Raw genomic sequence first — 25,000 nt, forward strand, 5'->3', positions numbered from 1 at the left:
ATGGCAAGCAATAAAATAAATAAAAATGCTTACAAACGTTAGCCTCACTATTTTAATTTTGCCATAAGAAAATAAAAAAAATATTATTACGCCACAATAGAAATAACGCCAACCGCCTCAAACCCCAGACAGGCCGGGGATGCAGTCAGTCTGTACAGGTCATGGTGATGATGGCATTACCGGTGGCTATGCACTCCAGAGGATTATTCATTCCGGGACTCATGAATTACACGTTTCAGCACCTGAAATCGTGGGCTTCTTTGCTAACGCTTTACTGAAATAGGAATGTTGCGACATATCAGGGGGCAATCATTGTATAGGGTGGAAATCATTTTCTGTATTACCGACACACATCACAAAATTTCGAGATTATGGGATTAGCCAATCGCTAATAAAAAGCATGCTGTTATTGCCAGTATGGGCGCGACATTATTTTTTACCGGCCAGGTATTGTAAAACTCACCTTCTCACCGTGACGGTGAAAAACACGGGGCCGGTTCCCCGGCGCTTACCGGGGAGAGAACAATGTACCTGTTAAGCCGATTGCAGAACCTGTGGCGACATCGGTGCAATCGATGATGTGGCCGCTATTACCGTTTAACGTGCAGATATTCAGAAATTTTTATCAAGTGACAACGTCACATTTCGCTGGCGATAGTCATAAAAGTCGATATTACTGTCCACATGCTTATAGCTGAAATTCAGTTTCGGCATCACCCCAAAGAAATAGAGATCGCGATGCCAGACCGAGAGGTTATAGATCTGTTCGCTATCTTTACGGCGGGTAGCAAAGATTTCGCTGTCGGCCTGGTAGTCCCGGCGCGCAAACGCTGAACCGGCAGAAAACGAGATCTGCCAGGGTAAATCCACCTGTATTCCTCCACGTATGGCCACCCGGTGACTGGACTCGCTTTTAACAAAAGTTTGCTGATCGAGAAAATCGATGCCCGCATAGGTGGAAACCCGGCTACTTAATGCATGCGATAACGTCGTTGATGTGTAACGGTTATAGCCGCGAAGAAAACGGTAAGCATCATCATCGTAAGACAATTTCTGATACTCAAGCGCCTGACTCACCTGCCAGGTGGGCGACAACAGATAGCTGTACTCTGCACGCACGCCCGGACCAGAGGAGTAATTCTCGGTGCCGTACCAGCGTTTTTCATAAAAGGGCAGCAGCGCAAACTGCTGGCGGAAATCGCGCCACTGATATCCGGCATAGAGACGGCTGGTGATGTCATCAAACTTGTGGTTATTCCAGTAGCTTTTCCCGTTCACGGTAGCCAGAAAGCGCAGCCCGTGTTGATCATAAAGCTGCACATCCTTTTGCATCGCACCGCTAAACCACAGCCCCTCTCCCCGTTGCGGGAAGCTGTCTTTATTACGGATAAACAGACGGTCGCCAACGCGGATCGTTTTGCCTGAAGACGCATTGTTCACGTTACTGTCGTTGAGATAGCTGACACTCAACGTCCCCGTTAGCGCGTTGCCTTTCTGAATGCGTTCAAGATATTGCGCAATAACACGTTGAATATTATCCGGTGGGCTGCTTTGCAGTACCCGACGAAATTGATATTCCGCCGCATCATACTGATGATTTTCAAACATCGCGCGTGCCAGATCGAGCCGCACCGCGGCAAATTCAGGGTGCAGGCTGAGAATGGCACGGTAATGGTCAATGGCCTGAGCATAATTGCCCTGACTGCGGGCAAGCCCCGCTTTTGCGAAGTGAATCAGCGTGTTATCCGGGTTTGGCGATGCCTCGTAAACCGGCAAAATCGCGCTGACCACCTGCCATTGCCCGTCCCGCACGGCCTGATCGAGCAACGCCATCGCCAGCGCGGGCTGTTCAGCCAGTTGAACGTTTGTCACATGCCGCGTCTTTCCACGGGATGGTGTGGAGGTATCCGGTGTCGTCAGACGTTCAAAATGGGGAGCGGCGGGAATAGCGTTCGTTTCTGGCGGTGCGGCAAAGGCGGCACCAAATGGGCAAAGCACACTCAGTGCCCCAATACGCAAGACATTCATAAATTACTTACCATCAGGAAATCACCGGCCAGGCGGGCTGGCCGGAAACACTTTTACTGGCGTGTTGCACCAAAGGAGGCGTTTTTGCTGCTGTCGGCGAACTGGGCAAGACCACCCAATTCCTGTGCTGCCGGGCCGTTGAAATGACCAACAAACGTCCCGTTCTGCCCGCCTGATTGCGCATTGCCGGAGAAACCACCGTTAGCAATGTTGCCCTGCATCGTCACTGCACTGCCGAAGGTATCGCTGGCGGCAATGTTTCCGTTGATGGTTTTGGCGCCAAAATCAATATTGAAGGTGGCATCGCTACGATTGCTCTCACGCAGGCCGTTACCAACGTACGTTGCCGTGCCTTGTGTCGGTACATTGGCGACCGCGGTCGCATCACCGGTGTAGAAAACATCATGTTGACCAGTTTCGAAACTTGTCCAGGTACCGAATGTAGTGTAGCTCATACGACCACAGCACCAGGATGTTGCCGAAACGGGCGTACCGTCCGTGCGTACAAGTCTCTGGGTTTGCACATAGCCTGCGGAGATCCCCGTACCACGCATGGTATAGGCAAACCCTTGCGGCGTGGTGTAGGTATAACCAGAAAGGGTCCCGCCGGTTGCAAGACTCGCGGGAGCCTGGGAAGGGGTTTCAGGTGTACTGCCGGTATTGGTATTGCCGGTATTGGTATTGCCGTTATCGGTTTGAACCGGTGTCGTGGTTTGCGCAGGCGCTCTGTCATCGCCCCCACCGCCGCCGCCACCGCCGCCACATGCGGTCAGAAATAAGGCTGTCAGTAATACGCCAGGTTTTATACTCTTCATGAGCCAAACATCCTTTGTTGTGAAGAAATTCGTAGAATTTGTAACATAATCTTTATGAATAAATTTACGTCAAAAATAATGGCATCTCTAACAGAGATTCGCTTCACGATTAACTCTAAGATTAATCTTAACAACGACTTACTTATTTTTGGTAGGTTTTAACGCCATTGTTTTTTAATTTGACTTAAGGGGATGTTGAGCGGCAGTTTATTTTTATCGGTTTTATGGTGACAAAAATAATAAGGTGTCTGGACGGGTCATGACTGCCCTATCCAGAAATAGAAATAGACAAACGTGGCAATTTAGCGCGTTATTACCCGAAATCAGCCTGGCTCTGTTTCTGTTCCCGACTTATCGCTCCCAGGGGGCAGGCTCGGCAAACTTCTCCAGCAGAAAATCAATAAAGGCCTTAATGCGCGGCGTCTGCATCAGGCGTGTGGGTGTGACAGCGTGAATAAAACTCTCCTGCACCGGATAATCAGGCAGGACAATCTGCAAGCGCCCGGCCTTGAGATCATCGGCAACATGCCAGACAGACTGGAGTGAGATCCCCCGTCCATATACCGCCGCGTCACGTAACAATTCACCGAAGTTGCTCTCGATCTTGCTGTTTATTTTTACCCGAAAGGTTCCCTCGCCAGGGGCGAGCAATGTCCAGATATCCCGCTTGCCGTCGGCGTCCGTCATCAGTAATCCGTCATGCGCTTCGAGTTCGGCAGGATGCTGCGGCACACCGCGTCGCGCCAGATAGGAGGGCGACGCCACCAACACGCGCCGGTTTGGCGCGATCCGTCGCGCGACCAGGCTTGAGTCTTTAAGATTGCCGATGCGGATAGCGAGGTCGTATCCCCCTTTTACCAGATCGACCACTTCATCACTGAGGTGCGCCACAAAATTGACGTCCGGATGTAACGACTGAAATTCCGCCAGCAGCGGCGAAATGTATAAACGCCCGAAGGACGCTGACATCGTGACTCTGATAGTCCCGGTCACTTCGGAGCGGCTGGTATGCAAACTCTCGCCAAGGGCATTTAACGCCTCAATCAACGGCCGCCCCTGTGATGCCAGCAATTCCCCTTCCGGGGTGGGATAAAGACGCCGGGTTGTACGGTTGAGGAGCCTGGCCCCCAGGCTCTCCTCCAGGCGTTGTATTCGCTTGCTGGCCACCGCCAGAGAGAGATTTTCACTGCGTGCGGCGGCGCTGATGGAGCCTAAATCCACCACCCGCAGGAAAAGCGAAATGTCACTGATGCGCTCCATAAATTCTCAATTTGTCGTCGATAATAATTTTGCATTGTAGTGATTTATTTGATGAAGGCGCAATGGCACGGGCCGTTTCCCGCCCTGCCATTTCGGGTTTACCCTTTCCCCAGTTTTGACAACATCTCCGGGCGCATAAATTTATGGATGACCAGCATAAACAGCAGCGACGGCACCAGCAAAATCAGGGCGGTAATGGACGACACCTGATAGTTCCCCGACATACTGGCGTTATACAGCAGCAGCGGTAAGGTGGTGATGTCCGGCGCACCAACGAAAAAGGTGCCGGTAAACTCATCGAGCGATTCGAGGAAGACAAAAATACTGGCGGCGATAATGCCCGGCGAGGCCTGCGGCAGCACGATATGCCAGAAGGTGTAGACTGGCCCGGCCCCGAGATTCCGTGACGCCCTCGCCAGCAGCGGATCCACGGCGGAAAACGCCGCCACGCAGATCCATACCGAATACATCAGGCCGTGTACGCTGTGCACCAGCACCACGCCGGCTATCGTGCCATTGAGACCCCACTGATAGAACAGCCGGGCGATATTCATATATACCGTCAGGTTCGGGAACGCCTGCGGAATCAAAAACAGCAGCATAAACAGCACCCGCAGCGGCATCCCGCGCCGTGAGAGCGCATACCCCGCCGGGACCGAAATCAGCAGGCAGACGGCCACCGACAACACGGCGATAAACACGCTGGTGAGCAGCGAGCCGGAGACATCACTATAGGGGCTGAACACCTGATACCAGTATTTCAGCCCCCACTGACCGGGCAGCGCATGAGGGAAAAACCAACTCTCCGCCACCGTCCAGATAAGTAAATTCAATAACGGGCCAAACATCGCCAACAGCATAAAAAGCAACAGCAGCGTTTGCAGAGGCAGGCTGGCGCTCAGTTTCCTGCGCCCTTTCGCAAGCCATGTTTCCGGTAATGTCATTGTTGCCTCTTTCATCATTCGCCTCCCTTCTGTTGCAGACTGTGGCGCAGGTAGAACCACGACAGCGCGCCACAAATCAGTAGCGACACCACGCCAAGCGCGTTTGCCACGGCATAGTCACCGTAGGAGTTAACGCGAAACGCCATATCCACGGTCATCATCGTTGGCGTCCCCACACCGATCATCAGCGGCACGGACAGCACCGACATCATGGTTACGGTGGAGAGCACCAGCGCCACGCCGATGGCGGGTAATACCTGCGGCAGGATGATGTCGAACAGAATACGTGGACGCGAGGCCCCAAGATTTCGGGCGGCCAGTATCTGTGACTGCTCCAGCGCCGCCATCGCGCCGCAGATAAGCAGCGTGGCGAACGCCAGTTGTTTCCAGACAAAGGTGATGATGATCCCTTTCCAGCCCAGCCAGGAGACGGTCTCCAGCGGCGTAAAGAGATCGGTTGCCACCAGTGCATTGTTCATCAGGCCGTTTTTCGCCAGAAAAGTGCGCATCATCTGCGCGGCCACAATAAAGGGGATAAACAGCGGCAGGCGGTACAAAAACCCCAGCATCCGCACGATGGGCCGACAGGGTGACAAGGTGATCACCGCCGAGAGGGTGATGGAAATCACCGCCAGCAGCGCGACTGAAACCAGCACAATCACCAGCGTAAAGGCAATATCGCTGGAATAGAGCGCGTAGACTTTACTGAAATGAGCCAGCGTTAGCTTTCGGGCATCGTCAGTAAACGCGGCAACCAGCGAGAACCCCAGCGGATATAAAAAGAGTACCGCAATCATCAGCGCGGCAGGCGCGACCAGTAACACATTTTTCAACGAACGGCGCATAGCAAAACCTGGTGTCAGAAAAAAAGCTCAGGGCGACGTCGTGTCGCGCCTGAACATTGACGGTATACCCTCAATAATTCCAGTTGCAGGCAGGCGGCAAACGAGTAAATCCCGATGCGCTTACGCCGGTAAGTGATTCGGGTGAACGCGTGTAGCCAACGCACCTGCAGCTTGAAGTATGACGGGTATGATTAATTGGCGACCTGGCTTTCATAGCCCTCTTTTATGTCGTCAAAGTAAGGGGTAATCGGGAAGCTTTTGCCGTAATCCGCCAGCGCTTTCGGCGAAATTTCCGCAAACAGTTTCTGCCAGGTCGCCGGATCCAGCTTCGGCTTCACATGTTCGGCATCAATACCCGGGTACCAGTTAAACTGTTTCACAATGCCTTGCGCCTGTACGTCCGGGCTGGTTGCCAGCTCGATAAACTCACGCGCAAGCTGCGGATTTGCCGCCTTTGCCGGGGTGACGTAGTACATCGGTTGCCCTGGCATACCCGGCGAAAGCAGCGTCAGTTTGATGGACGGCGGCAGCTTGCCCTGATCTTTCCAGCTATAGAACATATCCACCCACACCGGCCCCATCGTGATCTCGCCACGGCTGAGCATATCGAGCGTCCCGGCATTGCCTGGCGTGAAGGTCACGTTCTTGTTGAATGCCTTTAACTTCTCGAACGCCTGACTCCAGTTTTTCTCCACGCCTTTGTCGTAAGGCAGTGCGGACAGACGCTGAGCATCCGTACCATAAGCGTAGATCCAGCCCACCACAAAGCTCACGCCGGACATACCATTCTTGATCCCGTTATAGCCAAAGGCCTGCGGGTTTTTCTGCGCCCAGTTCACCAGTTCATCGTAGGAGGCAGGCGGGATTTTGATCGCCTCGCTGTTCCAGGCGATAGCGGTCTGGCTTAAAAACATCGGCATGACGTACCCGTCGACATTCACGCCGAGAGCATTTTTCGCGTTATCCGCGCTCACCATGCTGCCGGTGCTGATCTGCTGACGGTATTTCGCAAGCAGCCCCTTTTCCACCAGTTCGCCACCGGCTTTTTGGTGAACGACCGCCACATCAATATCCCAGGTTTTCGCGTCGCTCTCTTTTTGCGCGGTCAGTTTCTCGATGATTTTGTTCGAACCGGCATCGCCCGGACCGGTGCCCACCACCTGGACTTTGACGCCAGGATGCGCCGCTTCAAATTTCGGCCCCAGCCAGGTTTTTACGTAATCCACCATATTCTGATCGCCTGCTGTGGCAACGTTCAGGATGGTGTCGGCCTGTGCGCCGTAGCTCAAAAACAATGCAGTCACTACCGCAGCTTTCGTTTTAATAAACATGGTCTATCCCCAAAATGAACACGATGATGTCAACTTGCTTGTGATGATGGAAAAATATGTAACGCGGGTGCCGGGACGTGGAGCCGGACGGTTGACTGCGCGGGCCAGCACTGTGTTGAATCCGCCAGTAACAGTCGATCCTGGCAGCGCACGCTGTGGCGATATAAATTGCCAAGAAACGCACTTTGCTCGACAACGCCATTGAGCGTTAACCCCTCTTCTGGGGTGCCCGTACTTAATGCACTGAGCGCCGCATCGGCGCTGCGAAAATAAAGAGTGCGGTCACGGAAATCGTCGGCTGAATATTTCCCCTGGGTACGCAGGGAAATATTCTGCACGGCAAAGAGTTCGTTTGCGGGAATTTTATTATCGGCCCCCATAAAATCGGCAACAAAAGGCGTTGCCGGACGCTGATAAATATCCTCCGGGGTGCCTATCTGCTCGATTCGGCCATTATTTAACACCGCAATACGATCGGCCATTACCAGCGCTTCCTGCTGATCGTGAGTAACAATTAATGAGGTGAATCCGAGGCGTTTTTGCAGCGCCTTAATTTCATGACGCACATTGAGGCGGACTTTGGCATCGAGGTTCGACAGGGGTTCATCAAGCACCAGCACGTCGGGTTCGATCGCCAGGGCACGCGCCAGAGCGACACGCTGGCGCTGGCCGCCGGAAAGTTCTGTCACCTTCACATCCGCAAGACCGGTGAGATTGACAATGTTCAGCAGATCCGTAACCCGGCGGTCAATGTCGTCGCGGCGCCATTTGCGCAGCTTTAACCCGTAGCCAATATTGCGCGCCACCGTCAGATGCGGCCACAACGCGTAGCTCTGAAACACCATGGTGATATTGCGCTGCTCTGGCGCGCTGTGGGTAATATCGCGATGGGCAACGGCAATCTCCCCGCTTTGTACCGGAATAAAACCGCACAGCGCATTTAACAGTGTGGTTTTTCCACAGCCCGACGGGCCCAGCAGGGCAATCATTTCCCCTTTTTCGACCTGCAGATCGATATTATGCAGCACGACCTTATCGCCATAGCTAATTTTAAGACCGCTTATCTGTAAATAACTCATATTCGCTACCCAAAAAATCGCTGCTTATTTTTTCACGCCGATGAACACGTGTTCATTCGAATGTAAAAAAAATGCAATGTTGACTCGACATTATGTGAGCCTACTTTGTCGGGTATTTGTGACAATTTAATTAAGACTCTGGTCATCAGGCTATTTTATTTATCCGTTTGGCCCAGGGCAGTGCTCAGAAGCCTAAAAAATTTTTGGTGAGGGAAAAATGAAAATCGATGTTCTTGGCTGCGGTAGCGCTTTCTCCCGTGAACAAAATACCTCTGCGCTGCGGGTTATTGACGAGGCGAACCGGCAATGGTTAATCGACTGCGGCCCCACTATTCCCCGGGCACTCTGGCAGCGCGGAGGGGATATCAACGATATCGACGTTATCTATTTCACCCATGTCCACCCGGATCACTGCGTCGGGCTGACGGCTCTGCTGAACTACTGGAAAAGCTTCTCGCGCCAGAAACCGCTGGTTATCTATTGTCAGCCACAGCAGCGCCCGGTACTGATGCAACTGGCGGCGCTGGCTAACTGGCCGCAGACCACCCTGAGTTTCGATCTCGACTGGCGCGACACCACCGACGCATGGCACTGGCACGACTGGCATATTCGCACCGCCGAAACCCGGCATGAACTGACCAACCGCGCCATTCGCATTACCTTTGGCGGGCGGACGCTGTTTTATAGCGGCGACGGTCGCCCGACGGCGGCGTCCATCGCGTTAATGGCCGGGGCCGACCTCGCCTTTCAGGAGTGCGCTTCACTGACCGCGCTCAGCGACGATGCCTCACACGGCGATTTCCCCTCCTGTCTGGCGCTTTTCCGGCAACTGGCTATCCCGGCTTTTGGGCTCTACCACTGCTATGACGCGATACTCGATGATCTTAAGACCGCCTGTCAGCCCTGGGATGGCCTGTTTGTCAGTCACGACGGCCTCCAGTTGCCACTGGATACGCCCCAGATTGACGGTGAGGAACGCCCGGCATGAGCGCCCTGCCTCGTAAACAGAGCGTGACCGCGCAGGATGTCGCCCACCGGGCGGGCGTCTCGCGGGCGGTGGTCTCCCGCGCGCTCAGCAATAACGGCAGTATCTCTCCCGACACCCGTGAGCGTGTATTGCGCGCGGCAGAGGAGCTCGGCTATCAGGTCAATTTCCTCGCCCAGGGGCTGAATCGCCGCCGCAGTCATCTGATTGGGGTCATGGTCTCGCGCATCAGCGATCCGTTTCGCAGTAGTTTGCTTGACGCTCTGCTTGGCGAGATCCAGCGTCGCGGTTTTCAGGCACTGGTGAGCGAAATTCGCAGCGAGCAGGATCTGGCCCGCACGCTGCGTCGCTTTGCCCAGTTTCGCGTCTCCGGGGTCATCGTCACCTCCGGGCAACCACCGGAATCACTGGTCAACGAGTGCGTTTCACAACAGATCCCGGTGGTGGGTATCAACCGTCAGCCGGATATCCCGTTTGTGGATTATGTCTGTTCCGACAATGTCTGCGGCGCGACGCTCGCCGCCGGGCAACTGGTCGGCAATGGCTGCCGACGTTTCGGCTGGCTCAATACGTCTCACTCCACCTGGGCCGGGCGGATGCGTGGCGATGCGTTTTATCAGGCGTTGCAGGCACTCGGTGTGGATACCACGCGCGATCTGCAGGCGCTCATCGCCCCTACGGAGGGGTACGACGGGGGTGTTCAGGCGGCTTTAAGCGCAGATGCGAATCTTGAGGGCATCTTCTGTGCCAATGCGCAGCTCGCCTGCGGTTTTCTTGACGGGATGCGCCAGCGCGGCAGACACGCCCCGGACGATTTTCAGCTCATTGGTTTTGACAATACGCCACAAACGGCGCAATACAGTTATCAACTGACCACCCTGCATCAGGATGTTGCGGAAATTTCCCGCCAGGCTTTAACCCGCCTGCTGGAACGGGCCGACGATCCGCAACAGCCTTCGCGCACGACATGGGTGGATGTGCAATTAATTCATCGGCGCACGTCGCCATTATCTCAATAAGAGCAGGCCATGACGGAAGAACAGCAGCAGTCATTATGTGCATTGATTCGCCAGTTGGGCGCACAGGCGCAGGCATTACGTAACGCGGGGTTACAGGTCGATAAAAAGGCCCGCCAGGATTTTGTATCTCATGCGGATCTGTTTGTCGAAAAGGAGGTCAAAAGCTGGCTCAACAGCCACTGCCCACAGGATGGTTTCCTCGGAGAAGAGAGTGGTCTGCAAGGAGGTGAGCAAGGTACCTGGGTGCTCGACCCTATCGACGGGACCACCAATTATATTCAGGGGATGGATTACTGGTGTATTTCGCTGGCTTATGTTCGCCATAACGTGATTGAACTGGGGATTGTCTATGCCCCGGATCGTGATGAGTTTTTCGTTGCCCGCCGTGGCAAGGGAGCGTTTCTTAACGAGCAGCGTTTGACGCTACGCGAGCCGGATCCGGATACGGTGATTATTGGGATGGGGCGCTCGAGCCGCGCGCCGGTGGAAAACTATACCCGCACGATTGCCCGTGTGATCAATGCAGGTATGGAGTATCGCCGGTTTGGTGCCGGGGCGCTGATGCTGGCCCACGTCGCCACCGGGCAGGTGCATGCCTATTATGAGGAGCATATGAATAGCTGGGATGCGCTGGCGGGACTGTTGCTTATTGTTGAAGCAGGCGGCACCAGTAATGCGTTTCTCGCCGATAATGGGCTGATCAATGGCAATCTGGTGCTGGCCGGTTGCGTCGATGTGCAGGCGCGTCTTTCCGCTCTGCTGGTTGGTCACTAACCTCTTCCTGCAAGAAACTCCCCGGTGGCGCTACCGCTTACCGGGGCTACCTGCTCACCTTCACGCTTGTGATAGCCCGGATCAGGCGCTTGCGCCGCCATTCGGGTTCGGTTGCGCACAATAACAAATAAGCCTCATATATTGGATTGCCAATCTGATTTGTATTGAAAATAATTCACCGTCCATGCATCATACCCGCCACATCATCGGATGCATCCCATCGCCTTCCCGTACAGAAGGAAAACCCTGATGACCGCGAGCAACCTCGCCCGGTCAGGGTTTCTATTACCCGCAAAAATATAAGCCGAAAAACGTATTGTCGTGATTTATCGTTTGAGCGAAAAACACCCGACAAATCCGTAACTTGGGAAGATATAATATCTTTCTGTGGTGAGTTATTGTACTGTGCCCCTTCAGGACGGTGTTAGAACCAAGGAGAGGCATGATGCGATTAGTAATAGTGGCGGGCTGTATTATCGGGGCTTTAGGCAGCGGGGAACTTAATGCAGCCACAGTGAGTTATACCGTGACAGGTACGATAGATTATATGGCGACACTTTATCCCCCCAACGTCACATTAGGCACTGGTATTCCGAACTGCACAATGCTTACCGGATTATCACTAAATCTGGCACCAGCGAACAACGTATTGCCAAACGCAAATGTAAGTACGGTTTATTACCTTGCAACAAATCTAAACTCCTCCGAAGTTTGCGTTGGTCAGCAGCCCGGTTACAAAATCTATAAAACGAATATTGACGGGATTGGCATCTCCTATAACGATGCTGATAGTGCTTCGCAAAATAATGGAAAGCCGATCCCCCCGTGGTCGCCAAACACCAGTAATCTATTGCAAAAATTTACGCAGCCTTATATTTCGACTGGCCTCATAATCAATCCCTGGGTCTTCGTGCGTTTATGGCGGTATTCATCGGCAACCGATACGCTTCCCTACGGGCAAGTGACGGTTACCGGCCCTGAGGTTTACCAAACAGTTGGCCCTGTGGCCGGAGACACCTTTGGGACGTGTAATACCAAATGGACGGGGGATCAGTGTATTGTGAATGAGATCATCCCGCGAATCACTACGTCTATCTATTCCGGCACCTGTGAATTTGTCAATGCGGCAAAAACGGTGCAGATGGGTAAGCGCAATATTCCGACCAATGCCCCAGAGGGTTACGGTACGCCATGGGTGGATGCCAGCTTCCGGCTAATCTGCCCTGCTGCCTATGGCTCCTATCAGAACCCCGCTAATATATCCACGTTTACGGGGAATAAGGCCGTAACGATCAAAGTCGTCCCCCGCACCACAGTGATTAATACCGATAAAGGTATCTTCGCGCTTGACGGCACCGGGGCGCAAGGCGTGGGCATCCAACTGGCATGGGGTGATTACGCCAGCCAGAACAGCGGCAACCCCACAAAGCCGGTCAAGCTGAACACGGCCACCGATGCCAGCACCATCAGCAGCAATATCGCGGCAGGGCCTTTTGCCGTGGGAAGCGCCACAGTTTCCGGCGACGGCACGGTGAATATGGCGGCACGTTATGTGCGTACCACCGGCACGGTGCAGCCCGGCCCGGCGAATGCAATTGTTGAAATTTTCGCCAACTACCAGTAATCGCCGTTTCAACCGTTTGAAATTGTTGCATTTAGTAGCCCGGATCAGGCGCTTGCGCCGCCATCCGGGTTCCGTATCGCTACACCGATGTCGCCAGACTACAGATAGCCGCCAGCATCACAATAAACAGCCCCCACCGACCAAACCGCCGCAGCACGCGCCATTGCTGAAACTCACGCTCATCAGCTTCATCCATCAGCCGTTCCGCCGTTTTCTCTACTTCTCCGCACGCCGCCGACCTGCGTACGAGGATATGCGTATAATATTTGCGCATGACATAAATCATGATCTGATTCCAGATAAAGGTGGCGGGCAGCAACGCGCAAATAATGGTCACAAAACTGTGTGCGAATGTCCCTTTACCAGGGAAAACGCGATCAAAAACGACAGAGAGCCCCACCATCAAACCCAAATAAACAACGCCCCCCAGCCAGGTCTCCACATGGCTGTTGGCACGCGATCGGGCTTCTTTGTAATTTTTATGGCCGACGCTGGCAGGCAGCCCCGCAAGCTCCGGAATATCTTTGCCACTCCAGTAGATCTTCATCTCAACCCTCATCCCGAATAAACGCCGTATTTACGATATCCGTAATGTCTATCCGGGGATATTAAATTCTGCGTAAACCATCACGTCATTGTTATTAAGGGCAAAATCCCATCGGCTCAACCCCCGGCGTCTGCGTTACACTTATCCTTCTACCCTAATTACTATTCCGGTCGCGGCAGACATCACAGGGAGCAGGAAAGATGTCAAAGAAAACCATTTTACCCTCCGTACTGGCTGAGATCTTTTCGCCCGCCACCCGCGACTGGTTTGTCTGCGCTTTTCAGCACCCCACGCCGGTACAGGCGCAGACATGGGCGGCAACCAATGCCGGGGAACATGTGCTCGCCATCGCGCCTACCGGTTCAGGTAAAACGCTGGCGGCCTTTCTCTACGCCCTGGACCAGCTTTATCGTGAAGGTGACGCCCCCGCTGAGGAGGCGGTCGAGAGAAAAAAAACCACGCGCATTCTCTATATCTCGCCGATAAAAGCCCTGGGCAGCGACATTCAGCGCAACTTACAGATCCCGTTACAGGGCATCAGCGAGCAGCGGAAAAAACACGGCGCGCCGGAAGTGGCAATCCGCGTGGCGATGCGTACAGGCGACACCTCTTCTCAGGAGCGGGCAACGCTTGTGCGCCATCCTCCTGATATCCTCATCACCACGCCGGAGTCGCTCTACCTGATGCTCACCTCCAGGGCACGCGAAACATTGCGCGGTGTCGAAACGGTTATCGTCGATGAAGTCCATGCGGTGGCGGGCAACAAACGTGGCGCGCATCTGGCCCTCAGCCTGGAGCGGTTAGATGCCCTGCTTGCCAGACCAGCCCAACGTATTGGCCTGTCCGCGACGGTGCGTTCACCGGACGATGTTGCGCAGTTTCTGGGGGGCGATCGCCCGGTTACCGTGGTCAACCCACCGGCCCTTCGCCATCCGGATATTCGTATTGTGGTGCCCGTTACCAATCTCGATGACGTCCTCTCCACCAGCGCCGGAACCGGGGAAATCAGCCACGCGGGCAGAGAAGGCTCCATCTGGCCGCATATCGAATCCGGTATCCTCGACCAGGTACTCAGCCACAACTCGACCATTGTGTTTACCAACTCCCGCGGTCTTGCGGAAAAACTGACTGCCCGGCTCAATGAACTCTTTGCCTCACGCATGGCAGAAGCGCCCGAAGAACAAAGCGACTCTGCGCACTTTGTTTCGTCCTCCGGGGCGACATCCAACCGTGCACAAACCGGGCAGGTGTTTATCGCCCGTTCGCATCATGGCTCCGTATCAAAAGAACAAAGGGCCATCACGGAACAGGCGCTGAAATCCGGGGAATTGCGCTGCGTGGTCGCCACATCAAGCCTTGAACTGGGGATTGATATGGGGGCAGTGGATCTGGTTATTCAGATTGCCTCCCCCCTTTCTGTTGCCAGCGGCTTACAGCGTATCGGCCGCGCCGGACATCAGGTGGGCGGTATATCGAAAGCCCTTTTCTATCCGCGCACCCGGCGTGAGCTGATTGATTCCACGGTCGTGGTCGAATGTATGCTGGCGGGTAAACTCGAGACCCTGACCCCGCCGCGAAATCCCCTTGATGTGCTGGCCCAGCAAACTGTCGCCGCCGTTGCCATGGATGCGCTAAACGTGGATGACTGGTATGCCACCGTTTGTCGCGCAGCGCCGTGGAAAGCGCTGCCACGGGATGTCTTTGACGCCACGCTTGATATGCTGGCGGGACGCTATCCTTCCGGTGATTTCTCTGCTTTCCGGCCACGGATTATCTGGCAGCGGGAGAGCGGCCAGCTCACCGCCCGCCCCGGCGCGCATCTGCTGGCGGTGACCAGCGGCGGCACCATCCCTGACCGGGGAATGTTCAGCGTCCTGCTCCCGGAAGGGGAAGAACAGCCAGGTGCCCGGCGGGTGGGCGAGCTTGATGAAGAGATGGTCTACGAGTCCCGCGTCAATGACATCATCACTCTGGGGGCCACCTCCTGGCGCATCCAGCAAATCACTCATGACCAGGTGATTGTGACCCCGGCCCCCGGTCGCTCCGCCAGGCTGCCGTTCTGGCGCGGCGAAGGGAACGGGCGTCCCGCCGAACTCGGCGAACTGATCGGTGATTTTATGCATGCCCTTGCCGACGAGGCATTTCTCGCCTCACCCAACGCGCTCGCCTTGCCGGGGTTAAGCCACGATGAAAACGCGCTTGCCAACATCAAAGGGCTCATTGAGGAGCAACGCAGCGCCACGGGGATCATTCCGGGCAGCCGACATCTGGTGCTCGAGCGCTGTCGCGATGAAATGGGCGACTGGCGCGTCATCCTGCATTCGCCGTATGGCCGTCGGGTGCATGAACCCTGGGCGCTGGCGATCGCCGGACGTCTTCACGCGTTATGGGGGGCAGACGCCTCCATTGTCGCCAGTGACGACGGTATCGTCGCCAGGCTACCGGATACCGAGGGAAAAACGCCGGACGCCGACGTATTTCTTTTCGAACCCGAAAAATTAGGCCGACTTGTCCGGGATGCGGTGGGCAACTCTGCGTTATTTGCCGCCCGTTTTCGCGAGTGCGCCGCGCGCGCATTGCTTATGCCTGGGCGCACGCCTGGCCGTCGCTCCCCCCTCTGGCAACAGCGCCTGCGTGCGGGTCAGTTGCTGGAGATCGCACGCGGCTATGCGGATTTCCCCATCTTGCTGGAAACCGTACGCGAGTGTCTGCAGGACGTGTACGACCTGCCCGCGCTGGACAGGCTGATGCGCCGCCTGAACACCGGGGAAGTGCAGATTTCCGGGGTGACGACGACCACCCCGTCGCCTTTCGCCGCCAGCCTGCTCTTTGGCTATGTGGCAGAATTTATGTATGAGTCCGATGCCCCGCTCGCCGAACGCCGGGCCTCGGTATTGTCTCTGGATAGCGAACTGCTGGGTAACTTGCTGGGCCAGGCCGATCCCGGTGAGCTGCTCGATCCGTTGGTCATTCGCCAGATCGACGATGAGTTGCAGCGCCTGGCCCCCGATCGCAAAGCCCGTGGCAAAGAAGGCCTTTTTGACCTGCTGCGCGAACTGGGCCCGATGACGCCAGACGATCTCGCCGCGCGCCACCGGGAGAATCGGGATGCGGTTAACCTCTGGCTGGAGGAACTGCTGGCGGAACGGCGCGCCTTTGGGGTCACGATTGGCGAAAGCCAGCGCATCGCCTGTATGGACGATGCCGCACGGCTTCGGGATGCGTTGGGGGTACGGTTGCCAGCGGATCTGCCCGACATCTGGCTTAATCCGGTGGCGACCCCGCTCGCTGACTTATTTTTGCGCTATGTTCAGACCCACACGTTGTTTACCGTCCAGCAGATCGCCCTCGCCTTCGGCCTTGGCGTCGCCGTGGCGCAAGAGGCGCTGGAAAAATTGCGCGACCAGGGCAAAGTAATGCGCCTGCGCGCCGGGAAACCCGCACAGCCAGACGCGCGCTCCCCCTCAGACTGGGTGGGTGAAGAGATTTTCCGTCGCCTGCGTATCCGCTCGCTGCAAGCGGCCCGCGAAGCGACACGCCCGGTCCCGGCGACGGCTTTTACCCGCCTGCTGCTGGAGCGCCAGGGGTTGCTTGCCGGGTCTGATGGCAGCCCGGCGTTTCATAGCAACTTATCCGGCGGCGTGTTTGAAGGCGTTGACGGCGTCCTGCGCGTTATCGAGCAACTGGCCGGACTGGGCTTACCGGCAACGCTGTGGGAAAGCCAGATTTTACCCGCACGCGTGCGGGACTACGCCCCGGAGATGCTTGATGAGCTGCTTTCAACGGGCGAAGTGATCTGGTCCGGGCAGAAAAAACTTGGTGATGATGACGGGCTGGTCGCCCTGCATATCCAGGAGTATGCAGCGGAAACCCTGAGCGTGCCGCACGCAGACAGCGCGGCACTCTCTTCGCTACAGCGGGACATTCTGGCGGCACTTGCCAACGGCGGAGCCTGGTTCGCCCACCAGCTCAGCGCGCTTATTGATTCGCACCGCGCCCCAGGCGATGAGACGCTGACGCCAGATGCCCTGCATGAAGCGCTGTGGGGGCTGGTCTGGCTGGGGTATATCACCACCGATATCTGGTCGCCTCTGCGCGCGTTATCCCGCATGGGGAGCACGTCCCGCCCGTCATCTCAGCGTCGCGTTCGAAGCCGACGCGGGCGTCCGGCGCTGGCGCCCCACCCGGCCAGGGCGGTGCACATGTCGTTCAGTACGCCGACGCTTGCCGGGCGCTGGTCGTTGTTGCTCGCCGATACACTCAGTGACACCGAATGGTTACTTGCGCTGGCAGACAATATGCTCGACCGCTACGGCATAGTCAGCCGACGGGCGGTGATGATGGAGAACCTGCCTGGCGGTTTTCCGGCGATGCAGACCGTCTATCGCAATATGGAAGATGCCGGGCGTATTCTGCGCGGGCGTTTTGTAGACGGGATGGGCGGTACGCAATTTGCCGAACGGCTGACCATTGACCGTCTGCGCGAGCTGTCGACGACACAACCTGAAAAAGCGGTCTTCACGCCGGTTGCGCTGTCTGCCAGCGATCCGGCGAACCCCTTCGGTACGCAATTGCCGTGGCCGGTTCATCCTTCCTCACTGGTGCCGACTCGCCGCAATGGCGCGCTGATTGTGATTGCCGGGGGCATACTGCGCCTCTACCTTGCTCAGGGCGGAAAAAAGATGATTGTCTGGATGGACGATGACGAGGCCATCGCCGGGCAGGTCTTCCGTGCGCTGGCGGTTGCGCTGCGCCGGGAGCCGCGTCTGCACTTCACGCTGGAGGAGATTAACGACACGCCTGTACGCCAGATGCCGCTCTTTACCCTGCTGCGGGAGGTCGGTTTTTCCAGCTCACCGCGCGGGCTGGACTGGGGGTAACCCCCCTTTTTGTTACATCAGTTCGCTGGCACAGGCGCATATCAACTTGCGCAGCCACTTTTGCGCGCTCCCCCCGTCTGAACGGCGGTGCCAGAGCAAATTGAACTCAATGGCAGGCAGTTCTACGGGTGGCGTCAGCATCACCACGTCCCTGCTCTGCTCGCTGGCAAGCACGCTGCGCCTGAGCACCGTCGCGACATAATGGGTCTGCTGAACAATGGAGGACACAGCAACCATGACCGGTAAGGTCAGGCGGATCTCCCGGCGTAACCCTTTGGCCCTGAGCCACTCGTCCACAAGGCCATAATGGCTCCCCTCCGGGGAGACAAGGATGTGCCCCATGCTGAGATAGGTTTCGAGCGTCATGCCATCGCGTGCCGCACCGCTGTCACGCCGCACCAGGGTGACAAACTCATCGCTGAAAAGCGGCTGTGAGAGGATGCGGCTTTCTGACTGGGTGGGCGCGATGCCGATGACCAGATCAACTTTGCCGGCATCCAGCATCGACACCGCTTCATCACGATCAACAAACGTATGCACATGGATCGTCACCCCAGGCGCCTGCTGGCTGATGGCGCGCATAATACCCGGCAGCAACACCAGCGTTGGGTACTCAGACATCCCCAGCGTAAAGGCGATTTTTTTCTCCTGCGGCGCGAAGGCGTCATCCGGCGTCAGCAGGTTTGTCAGCTCCTGCAGCGCTTTCGTCACATGGACCGCAATCTCCTTCGCCCTGGCAGTCGGCACCAGACCAGAGGCGCTGCGAATAAAGAGCGGGTCGGCAAAATGGCTTCGCAGGCGCGACAATGCCGCGCTCATCGCAGGCTGACTCACCGAGGCCCGAATAGCCGCGCGAGTGACATTCTGCTCTTCCATCAGCGCATCAAAGGCCACCAGCAGATTCAGATCAAGCCCTCTAAAATCCATAGAACGAATATTCCTCTATATCTGTTATCTATTTCATTTATACCACCTGCCGATGGGATACTGGCGGCACATTAAAGCATTTCCCCAAAAAGCGTCCCAGCCAGAGGTAAAACCATGTCAGACCATGAAGAAATCGCCCATCGCCTTTTGACGGAACGTAAAGCCGTCGAAACGCTCTACCAGGCCTTTAGCCTGCAACAGCCGGATTTAGTTAATGAGGCCGTTACCGCAGACTGGGCCGATATCCCGTTAGCGCCCGGCCAGCAGCCAGGGCCGGAAGGGCTCAAGCCAATCATAGCGATGTTTGCCGCGGCGTTCCCGGATGTGCGTATCGTTATTCATGACGTAATCCAGGTACCGGGGCAGATTGCCGTGCGCGCCGAGATAACCGGTACGCATAAAGGCACCTTTATGGGGATTGCCGCGACGAGTAAAAAAGTGAGCATTCGCCTGCATGAAATGCATCAGCTTAACGGTGAGCGTATTACGGCCACATGGCATATGGAGGACTGGCTCGGTCTGTTCATGCAGTTAGGTCAGTTTCCGCCACAACCCTGACTCCCCCGCCTTTTCGCACCCTCTTCTGGCGCAGCGCCCTGAGAGGGTGTGAATAGTGTTAAAGCATTTCGCAAAGCGTGCCGTTAATAGAAAGAATGGACCTCCGGAGTGATACGCATGCTACGACCAACCCTCACAGGTAATGCCAGCTTTTCGTTATCCACCGCGACATCGGACACGACGTCCCGAAACCGCGAACAAAATTCAGCATCCGCGCTGCCACAGCAGGCAACGGCCACCGCCGATAGCACGGTCTCGTTGAGCCAACAGGCGAAAGATTATTACACTAATCTGCAAAACGACCTTGAAGCCGTTAACCGGTTGAATGAGTTCAGCGCCGCCTCACGCAAAGCCGACGCGCGCGCCAAACTGGAAGCGATAAAGCGAGAAATTGAGCGCCTTAAAGCCATGCTGATGCGTTTTGGCAATGCCTCTGCTTACGTCCTTAAACAGCTTAAACAACTCTCGGCCCAGATGGGTCAGGCGGCATCGCAACTCGGGCAGAGTGACAGCGCCAGTACAAGCAATAGCGTCGACACAAGTAGCAGCGGTACGGCGGCGTACAGTGCGATTCAGTCCCTGGCAGACGGCAATGCCGGGAGCAAAACTGACGCTATGGCCGCTGCACGCGCCTCCGACGGCGGCCAGGAAAACCACAAGTCAGCGAGTGATGACAGCGAAACCAGTGATAGCGCTGGCCTGACGCAATCGCTTTATAGTGGTATCCGTGAGCAGTTGCAGGAGAGCGACTCGCGGCATAAAGACGCGCAGCTATTAAAAGATGTCGTGCGTGAACTGCGCTCATTGTTGTCGATGGTCAAAAGCAAAATGCGCGATGAAGACAAAGATGACCGCGACGTGAAAAAAGATATCGATGCGGTGCAACAGCAGCTTAATACCGGCGATCAGGTCATGCAGCAGATGGGTTTTCAGAGTATCGTCTGACCGCTTTTAATCCGAAGATCCCTCACCGCTACCCCTCCTCGTTCAAATCCGCACGCCGGTGCGGATGTTTCCATCCTTGCGGCGTTATGCCGTCGCCAAAATCACCCTGTCTATACTTGGCCTGTACTGCGTCTGAATCTGCGTGGCACGCATAACCCCTTGCATGGAGAACTGCATGACCCAGATAAACTCACTTACCGACCATGATCTCGCCTTGCTTGACCGTTACTGGCGAGCAGCCAATTATCTCTCCGTCGGGCAAATCTACCTGATGGACAATCCGCTCTTGCGCGAGCCCCTCAAACCAGAGCACATCAAACCCCGCCTGCTGGGACACTGGGGAACCACGCCGGGTCTGAACTTTATTTATGCCCACCTGAACCGTGCCATTCGTCAGCGCGATCTCGATATGCTGTATGTGTGCGGCCCCGGACACGGGGGGCCGGGTATGGTGGCCAATACCTGGCTTGAAGGCACCTACAGCGAAATCTACCCCGACGTTACCCCCGATGGCGAAGGCATGAAAAAGCTGTTTCGCCAGTTTTCCTTCCCCGGCGGGATCCCCAGCCATGCGGCGCCGGAAACGCCCGGTTCCATTAACGAAGGGGGCGAGCTGGGTTATTCGCTTTCCCATGCTTTCGGTGCCGTGTTCGATAACCCAACGCTGATTGCCGCCTGTGTCATTGGTGATGGTGAAGCAGAAACCGGGCCACTCACCTCAAGCTGGCACGGTATTAAATTTCTCAATGCCGCCCGCGATGGCGCGGTTCTACCCATACTGCATCTCAATGGCTATAAAATTGCTAACCCGACCATTCTCGGTCGCGCCAGCGATGAAGACCTGCGCCAGCTATTCCGTGGCTATGGCTACGAACCGCTGTTGGTTAGCGGCCACGAGCCAAAAATCATGCACCACCAAATGGCCCAGGTGCTGGACGACGCGCTGGATACCATTCGTGATTACCAACACGCGGCGCGAAGCGGCAGTGCCGCTGCATCCGTGCCGCGCTGGCCGCTGATTATCCTTCGCAGCCCCAAAGGATGGACCGGTCCACAAACGGTTGACGGTAAAAAAGTGGAGAATTTCTGGCGCGCGCATCAGGTTCCGGTTTCATCGTGCCGTGAAAATGAAGAACACCGACACATCCTGGAACACTGGATGCGCAGCTATCATCCCGACGATCTCTTTGATGAGCAGGGACGCCTGCATCCAGAACTGCGTGCCCTTGCCCCGACAGGCGATAAACGGATGGGAGCCTCGCCCTGGGCGAATGGCGGTCGGCTGCGCAAAGAGCTGATCTTACCTGAGCTGGCGTCGTACGCCGTAGAGGTCACCTCACCGGGCGATAGCCAGGCAGAATCCACCGCCGCACTGGGAGCGTGGCTTGCAGGTATTTTTCAGCGTAACCCGGATAATTTTCGCCTGTTCGGACCGGATGAGACCGCATCGAACCGGCTAAGCCGCGTTTTTGACGTCACCAGCCGTACATGGCTGGAACCGCTTAAATCGTATGATGAGCAACTTGCGCCCGATGGCCGGGTCATGGAAATCCTCAGCGAACATCAGTGTCAGGGGTGGCTTGAGGGGTATCTGCTGACCGGACGTCATGGTCTGTTCAATTGCTATGAAGCGTTCATTCATATTGTCGACTCCATGTTCAATCAGCATGCCAAATGGTTGAAGGTGTCGCGCCATCTGCCCTGGCGCGCGCCAATATCGTCCCTCAACTACCTGCTCTCTTCCCATGTCTGGCGACAGGACCATAACGGTTACAGCCATCAGGATCCGGGTTTTCTCGATCATGTCGCCAACAAGAAAGCCGAGATTGTCCGTATTTATCTGCCGCCGGATGCCAATACGTTACTGTGCGTAGCCGGGCACTGCCTGCAAACCTGGGATCGCATTAATGTCATTGTGGCCGGAAAACAGCCCGCTCCACAGTGGCTGACGCTGGAGGGTGCGGCAAAACACTGTGCCGCCGGGATGGGCATCTGGTACTGGGCCGGTACGGTATCGGAAGGCGAAGCGCCGGATGTGGTGATGGCCTGTGCGGGCGATGTGCCGACAATGGAAACACTTGCTGCCGTCGACCTTCTGCGTAGCTATGTGCCAGAACTGCGTATCCAGGTGGTGAATGTGGTGGACTTAATGGCGCTACAGACGCAGGATCAACACCCGCATGGCCTGAGTGAAGAGGCTTTTGATGCGATTTTTACGCGTGATAAACCGGTTATCTTCGCTTTTCACGGCTATCCAAGTCTGATTCACCGTCTCACTTACCTGCGTAACAACCATCAAAATTTTCATGTTCGCGGCTTTATGGAAGAAGGCACCACCACGACACCCTTTGATATGACGGTGCTTAACGGGCTCGACCGTTTCCATCTGGCCCAGGAGGCGCTTTTGCGCATACCGTCTTTGCAGGGAAATGTGGAGGATATTCTGGAAGCGTTACAACAGAAGATTGCCGCGCACCATCAATATGTGCGGGAATATGGCGAGGATCTCCCCGAGGTGCAAAACTGGAAATGGCCTTCCCAACAAGGGGAAGGCACAGTTCCCGAGTAACTTAATATCGGGATCTCAGGCGACCATTTGCAGGCACGCTTGTGCACAGGCCCGACAGGCCTGTGCACATTGCTGGCAATGCGCGTGCTGATGCCTGCCACACTCTTCCGCACAGGCTCTGCAAACATCCACGCAAATACGGCAAAGCGGCATAATATGATCGCTTTCCAGCGTCATAAATTGAGCCGCCAGGCGACACAGCGCGGAACACTGCACATCCAGCTTGATGCAATTTCGCATCATCGCAAGGTCATCTTCGTTCAGACAGCTTGCGGCACAATGCTCGCAGGCGATGGCACACTGATAACAGGCATCGATACAGTCTTGATGTTCGGAATGCATATTCGTCTCCTCATGTTGATAAGCGACTCACGTCATCTGACATTCGCCCTCTCACGTAAAATCAACTTCTTATGTTCCGATGTCACACTCAGCCACGGCGTATTAAAAAGGCGTAACACGTCAAAAACGCAGAATGGCATATTCAATAAGCCATCGATTTAATACACAGTTCTTACTGAGCGTAGAATTTGTGCGCACAACATTTGTAAAGATTTGTATATATACAGCTTTAATGGCAGAAAAAACCAGCAACATCACACAACAAATAACGGATGTAATGAATATTCCTGAATTACATTTATCACCAACTCTATTGATTCAATAACGTTTTATTTTCGCTGCAACTTTTTATTTTTAGAAATCAAATAAATTACTCCCCTCGCTTTGCGACAAAATGTTTCTGCGCTGCGCTTTGACGAATTTACGTGAACAGCTAGAGTTAATTCCTGAACGCGATTGATACGGTATTAGTTGTCGTATCGATTATATCAAAAACCCATACGGGAGATATAGAATGGCGGAACATAGAGGCGGCTCAGGTAATTTCGCAGAAGACCGTGAGAAAGCATCAGAAGCAGGGAAAAAAGGCGGACAGCACAGTGGGGGTAATTTTAAAAATGACCCTGAACGTGCTTCTGAAGCCGGTAAAAAAGGTGGCCAGAACAGCCACAGCGGTGATAAAAAATAACGTTTATTTTATCACCACGCTTAATACTCATTGAGTGTCCATAAACGAGTCGGTAACGGCTCGTTTACTTTTTTTGAAGCTTACTGACGGCTTTACCGCTAACACTTAACCCACTGCAAACAAGGAGCTTATAACATGAAGTCATTTACCCTGCCACTGCACTGCACACGCAGTCAAACCGTAAAAAATAGGAGAGTTGTTCATGCCAGCACAAGATCCACCAGAGCAAAATGAATCGACAATAGCAGATAACACTACCGTTACTTCACCCGATATCATCACTATTCATTACTCTGATAACGACGATATACCGCTTCGTCTTGCCCCCTGGCAGTTACGTCTGGTGAGATGTTTAGCCAATCGCAAGCTACCGAATAAAGAAGAATAAAAGGCAACTCATTTTCAGCGTTATTCTCATCCCTTTTCTCCTTATTATTCTGTAACGGCCTGGTTTTATTGCATACCCGACAATACTGTCTCCTCATCACCCATTTATTTATCTCTCTGACCGGTTCAGGCACTGTCCGAATGCGACCAGTTAGTGAGTTTCCTGCTTAATCAGCATAAGGAATATGTCATTGCTACCAGATGCAGGGGAAATCCCTCTGCGCCTGCGGTTGTGTGTCTCTATAAGCGATCGTACCCAATTCTGCTGTTTCGCTTACTTTTGGAGCAGGACATGAACCACCCCTAATTAGGTATCTTTGTCATTTATCAGCAATTTATTGGGTATCCCCCCTTCTGAGATAAGTCTTAAAATGATTAAAATACGTTATCAATCGCAGATAAAAAACCGGCGAGAAATGTCAATTAATGTCAAGAAAAGCCGTCAGGATCCCT

Annotated in this window: 21 protein-coding genes; 10 read left to right on the plus strand and 11 right to left on the minus strand. The window is 55.0% G+C overall.

Annotated features, from left to right (window positions below):
• Positions 1–612: 612 nt before the first annotated feature.
• The 7 genes from MRY16398_RS16230 to MRY16398_RS16265 all read right to left on the minus strand — a co-directional run bounded on the left by MRY16398_RS16230 (position 613) and on the right by MRY16398_RS16265 (position 8,302).
• On the minus strand, positions 613–2,028 hold the full coding sequence (locus MRY16398_RS16230) for a porin family protein (protein ID WP_107223277.1): 1,416 nt from the start codon (positions 2,026–2,028) through the stop codon (positions 613–615).
• Between the two features lie 53 nt (positions 2,029–2,081).
• A complete protein-coding gene (locus tag MRY16398_RS16235; protein ID WP_107223278.1) occupies positions 2,082–2,843 on the minus strand; it encodes a Slam-dependent surface lipoprotein in 762 nt (253 codons plus the stop codon).
• A gap of 351 nt (positions 2,844–3,194) precedes the next feature.
• Positions 3,195–4,103 (minus strand): LysR family transcriptional regulator, encoded by a 909-nt coding sequence (locus tag MRY16398_RS16240; RefSeq protein WP_071194901.1) that lies wholly within the window; start codon positions 4,101–4,103, stop codon positions 3,195–3,197.
• A 98-nt stretch (positions 4,104–4,201) separates the two neighbouring features.
• The gene (locus MRY16398_RS16245; protein WP_079496823.1) at positions 4,202–5,062 is read right to left on the minus strand and encodes an ABC transporter permease; all 861 of its coding nucleotides are present in this window, start codon (positions 5,060–5,062) and stop codon (positions 4,202–4,204) included.
• Complete coding sequence (locus MRY16398_RS16250) at positions 5,062–5,892, minus strand: ABC transporter permease (protein WP_039079274.1); 831 nt, start codon at positions 5,890–5,892, stop codon at positions 5,062–5,064. The genes MRY16398_RS16245 and MRY16398_RS16250 overlap by 1 nt, the downstream gene beginning before the upstream one ends.
• Before the next feature lie 191 nt (positions 5,893–6,083).
• Positions 6,084–7,223 carry an ABC transporter substrate-binding protein gene (locus MRY16398_RS16260; RefSeq protein ID WP_125124798.1) on the minus strand — a complete coding sequence of 380 codons (1,140 nt, stop codon included), beginning with the start codon at positions 7,221–7,223 and terminating at the stop codon, positions 6,084–6,086.
• 29 nt (positions 7,224–7,252) lie between these two features.
• A complete protein-coding gene (locus MRY16398_RS16265) occupies positions 7,253–8,302 on the minus strand; it encodes an ABC transporter ATP-binding protein (protein WP_125124799.1) in 1,050 nt (349 codons plus the stop codon).
• Between the two features lie 217 nt (positions 8,303–8,519).
• Between MRY16398_RS16265 and MRY16398_RS16270 the strand changes: the two genes are divergently transcribed.
• Genes MRY16398_RS16270 through MRY16398_RS16280 form a run of 3 tightly spaced genes read left to right on the plus strand, consistent with a single transcriptional unit; the run spans position 8,520 to position 11,080 of the window.
• Complete coding sequence (locus MRY16398_RS16270; protein WP_125124800.1) at positions 8,520–9,290, plus strand: MBL fold metallo-hydrolase; 771 nt, start codon at positions 8,520–8,522, stop codon at positions 9,288–9,290.
• On the plus strand, positions 9,287–10,306 hold the full coding sequence (locus tag MRY16398_RS16275) for a LacI family DNA-binding transcriptional regulator (RefSeq protein ID WP_079496588.1): 1,020 nt from the start codon (positions 9,287–9,289) through the stop codon (positions 10,304–10,306). The genes MRY16398_RS16270 and MRY16398_RS16275 overlap by 4 nt, the downstream gene beginning before the upstream one ends.
• A 9-nt stretch (positions 10,307–10,315) precedes the next feature.
• Positions 10,316–11,080, plus strand: coding sequence for an inositol monophosphatase family protein (locus tag MRY16398_RS16280; RefSeq protein WP_039079279.1), 765 nt, complete (start codon positions 10,316–10,318; stop codon positions 11,078–11,080).
• On the opposite strand, the gene MRY16398_RS31160 is transcribed toward MRY16398_RS16280, so the two are convergent.
• Positions 11,077–11,199: a hypothetical protein gene (locus MRY16398_RS31160; RefSeq protein WP_255498894.1), complete on the minus strand. Its 123-nt coding sequence runs from the start codon at positions 11,197–11,199 to the stop codon at positions 11,077–11,079. The two genes, MRY16398_RS16280 and MRY16398_RS31160, sit on opposite strands and share 4 nt — an antisense overlap.
• A 941-nt stretch (positions 11,200–12,140) precedes the next feature.
• Here MRY16398_RS31160 and MRY16398_RS30635 point away from each other — a divergent pair.
• Complete coding sequence (locus MRY16398_RS30635; protein WP_172600662.1) at positions 12,141–12,704, plus strand: fimbrial protein; 564 nt, start codon at positions 12,141–12,143, stop codon at positions 12,702–12,704.
• A 79-nt stretch (positions 12,705–12,783) separates the two neighbouring features.
• Here the strand turns inward: MRY16398_RS30635 and MRY16398_RS30955 are convergent, their stop codons facing one another.
• On the minus strand, positions 12,784–13,251 hold the full coding sequence (locus tag MRY16398_RS30955; protein ID WP_232034340.1) for a hypothetical protein: 468 nt from the start codon (positions 13,249–13,251) through the stop codon (positions 12,784–12,786).
• A gap of 200 nt (positions 13,252–13,451) precedes the next feature.
• On the opposite strand from MRY16398_RS30955, the gene MRY16398_RS16295 reads away from it, so the two are divergent.
• Positions 13,452–18,131: an ATP-dependent helicase gene (locus tag MRY16398_RS16295; protein ID WP_125124802.1), complete on the plus strand. Its 4,680-nt coding sequence runs from the start codon at positions 13,452–13,454 to the stop codon at positions 18,129–18,131.
• Positions 18,132–18,143: 12 nt separating this feature from the next.
• Here the strand turns inward: MRY16398_RS16295 and MRY16398_RS16300 are convergent, their stop codons facing one another.
• A complete protein-coding gene (locus MRY16398_RS16300) occupies positions 18,144–19,058 on the minus strand; it encodes a LysR family transcriptional regulator (protein WP_039079282.1) in 915 nt (304 codons plus the stop codon).
• A 114-nt stretch (positions 19,059–19,172) separates the two neighbouring features.
• On the opposite strand from MRY16398_RS16300, the gene MRY16398_RS16305 reads away from it, so the two are divergent.
• The 3 genes from MRY16398_RS16305 (at position 19,173) to MRY16398_RS16315 (ending at position 23,130) form a co-directional block, all read left to right on the plus strand.
• Positions 19,173–19,616, plus strand: a complete 444-nt coding sequence (locus tag MRY16398_RS16305) for an ester cyclase (RefSeq protein WP_125124803.1) — start codon at positions 19,173–19,175, stop codon at positions 19,614–19,616.
• Between the two features lie 117 nt (positions 19,617–19,733).
• Complete coding sequence (locus MRY16398_RS16310; protein ID WP_039079284.1) at positions 19,734–20,561, plus strand: hypothetical protein; 828 nt, start codon at positions 19,734–19,736, stop codon at positions 20,559–20,561.
• A 175-nt stretch (positions 20,562–20,736) separates the two neighbouring features.
• A complete protein-coding gene (locus MRY16398_RS16315) occupies positions 20,737–23,130 on the plus strand; it encodes a phosphoketolase family protein (RefSeq protein WP_125124804.1) in 2,394 nt (797 codons plus the stop codon).
• 15 nt (positions 23,131–23,145) lie between these two features.
• Here MRY16398_RS16315 and MRY16398_RS16320 read toward each other — a convergent pair whose 3' ends face one another.
• Positions 23,146–23,472 carry a four-helix bundle copper-binding protein gene (locus MRY16398_RS16320; protein WP_039079286.1) on the minus strand — a complete coding sequence of 109 codons (327 nt, stop codon included), beginning with the start codon at positions 23,470–23,472 and terminating at the stop codon, positions 23,146–23,148.
• Between the two features lie 514 nt (positions 23,473–23,986).
• Here MRY16398_RS16320 and MRY16398_RS16325 point away from each other — a divergent pair.
• Positions 23,987–24,160 carry a con-10 family general stress protein gene (locus MRY16398_RS16325; RefSeq protein ID WP_064572407.1) on the plus strand — a complete coding sequence of 58 codons (174 nt, stop codon included), beginning with the start codon at positions 23,987–23,989 and terminating at the stop codon, positions 24,158–24,160.
• 202 nt (positions 24,161–24,362) lie between these two features.
• Complete coding sequence (locus MRY16398_RS16330; protein ID WP_125124805.1) at positions 24,363–24,548, plus strand: hypothetical protein; 186 nt, start codon at positions 24,363–24,365, stop codon at positions 24,546–24,548.
• Positions 24,549–25,000: the final 452 nt, after the last annotated feature.

The sequence above is a fragment of the Phytobacter sp. MRY16-398 genome (assembly GCF_003925915.1).
Classification (GTDB): Bacteria; Pseudomonadota; Gammaproteobacteria; order Enterobacterales; family Enterobacteriaceae; genus Phytobacter; species Phytobacter diazotrophicus.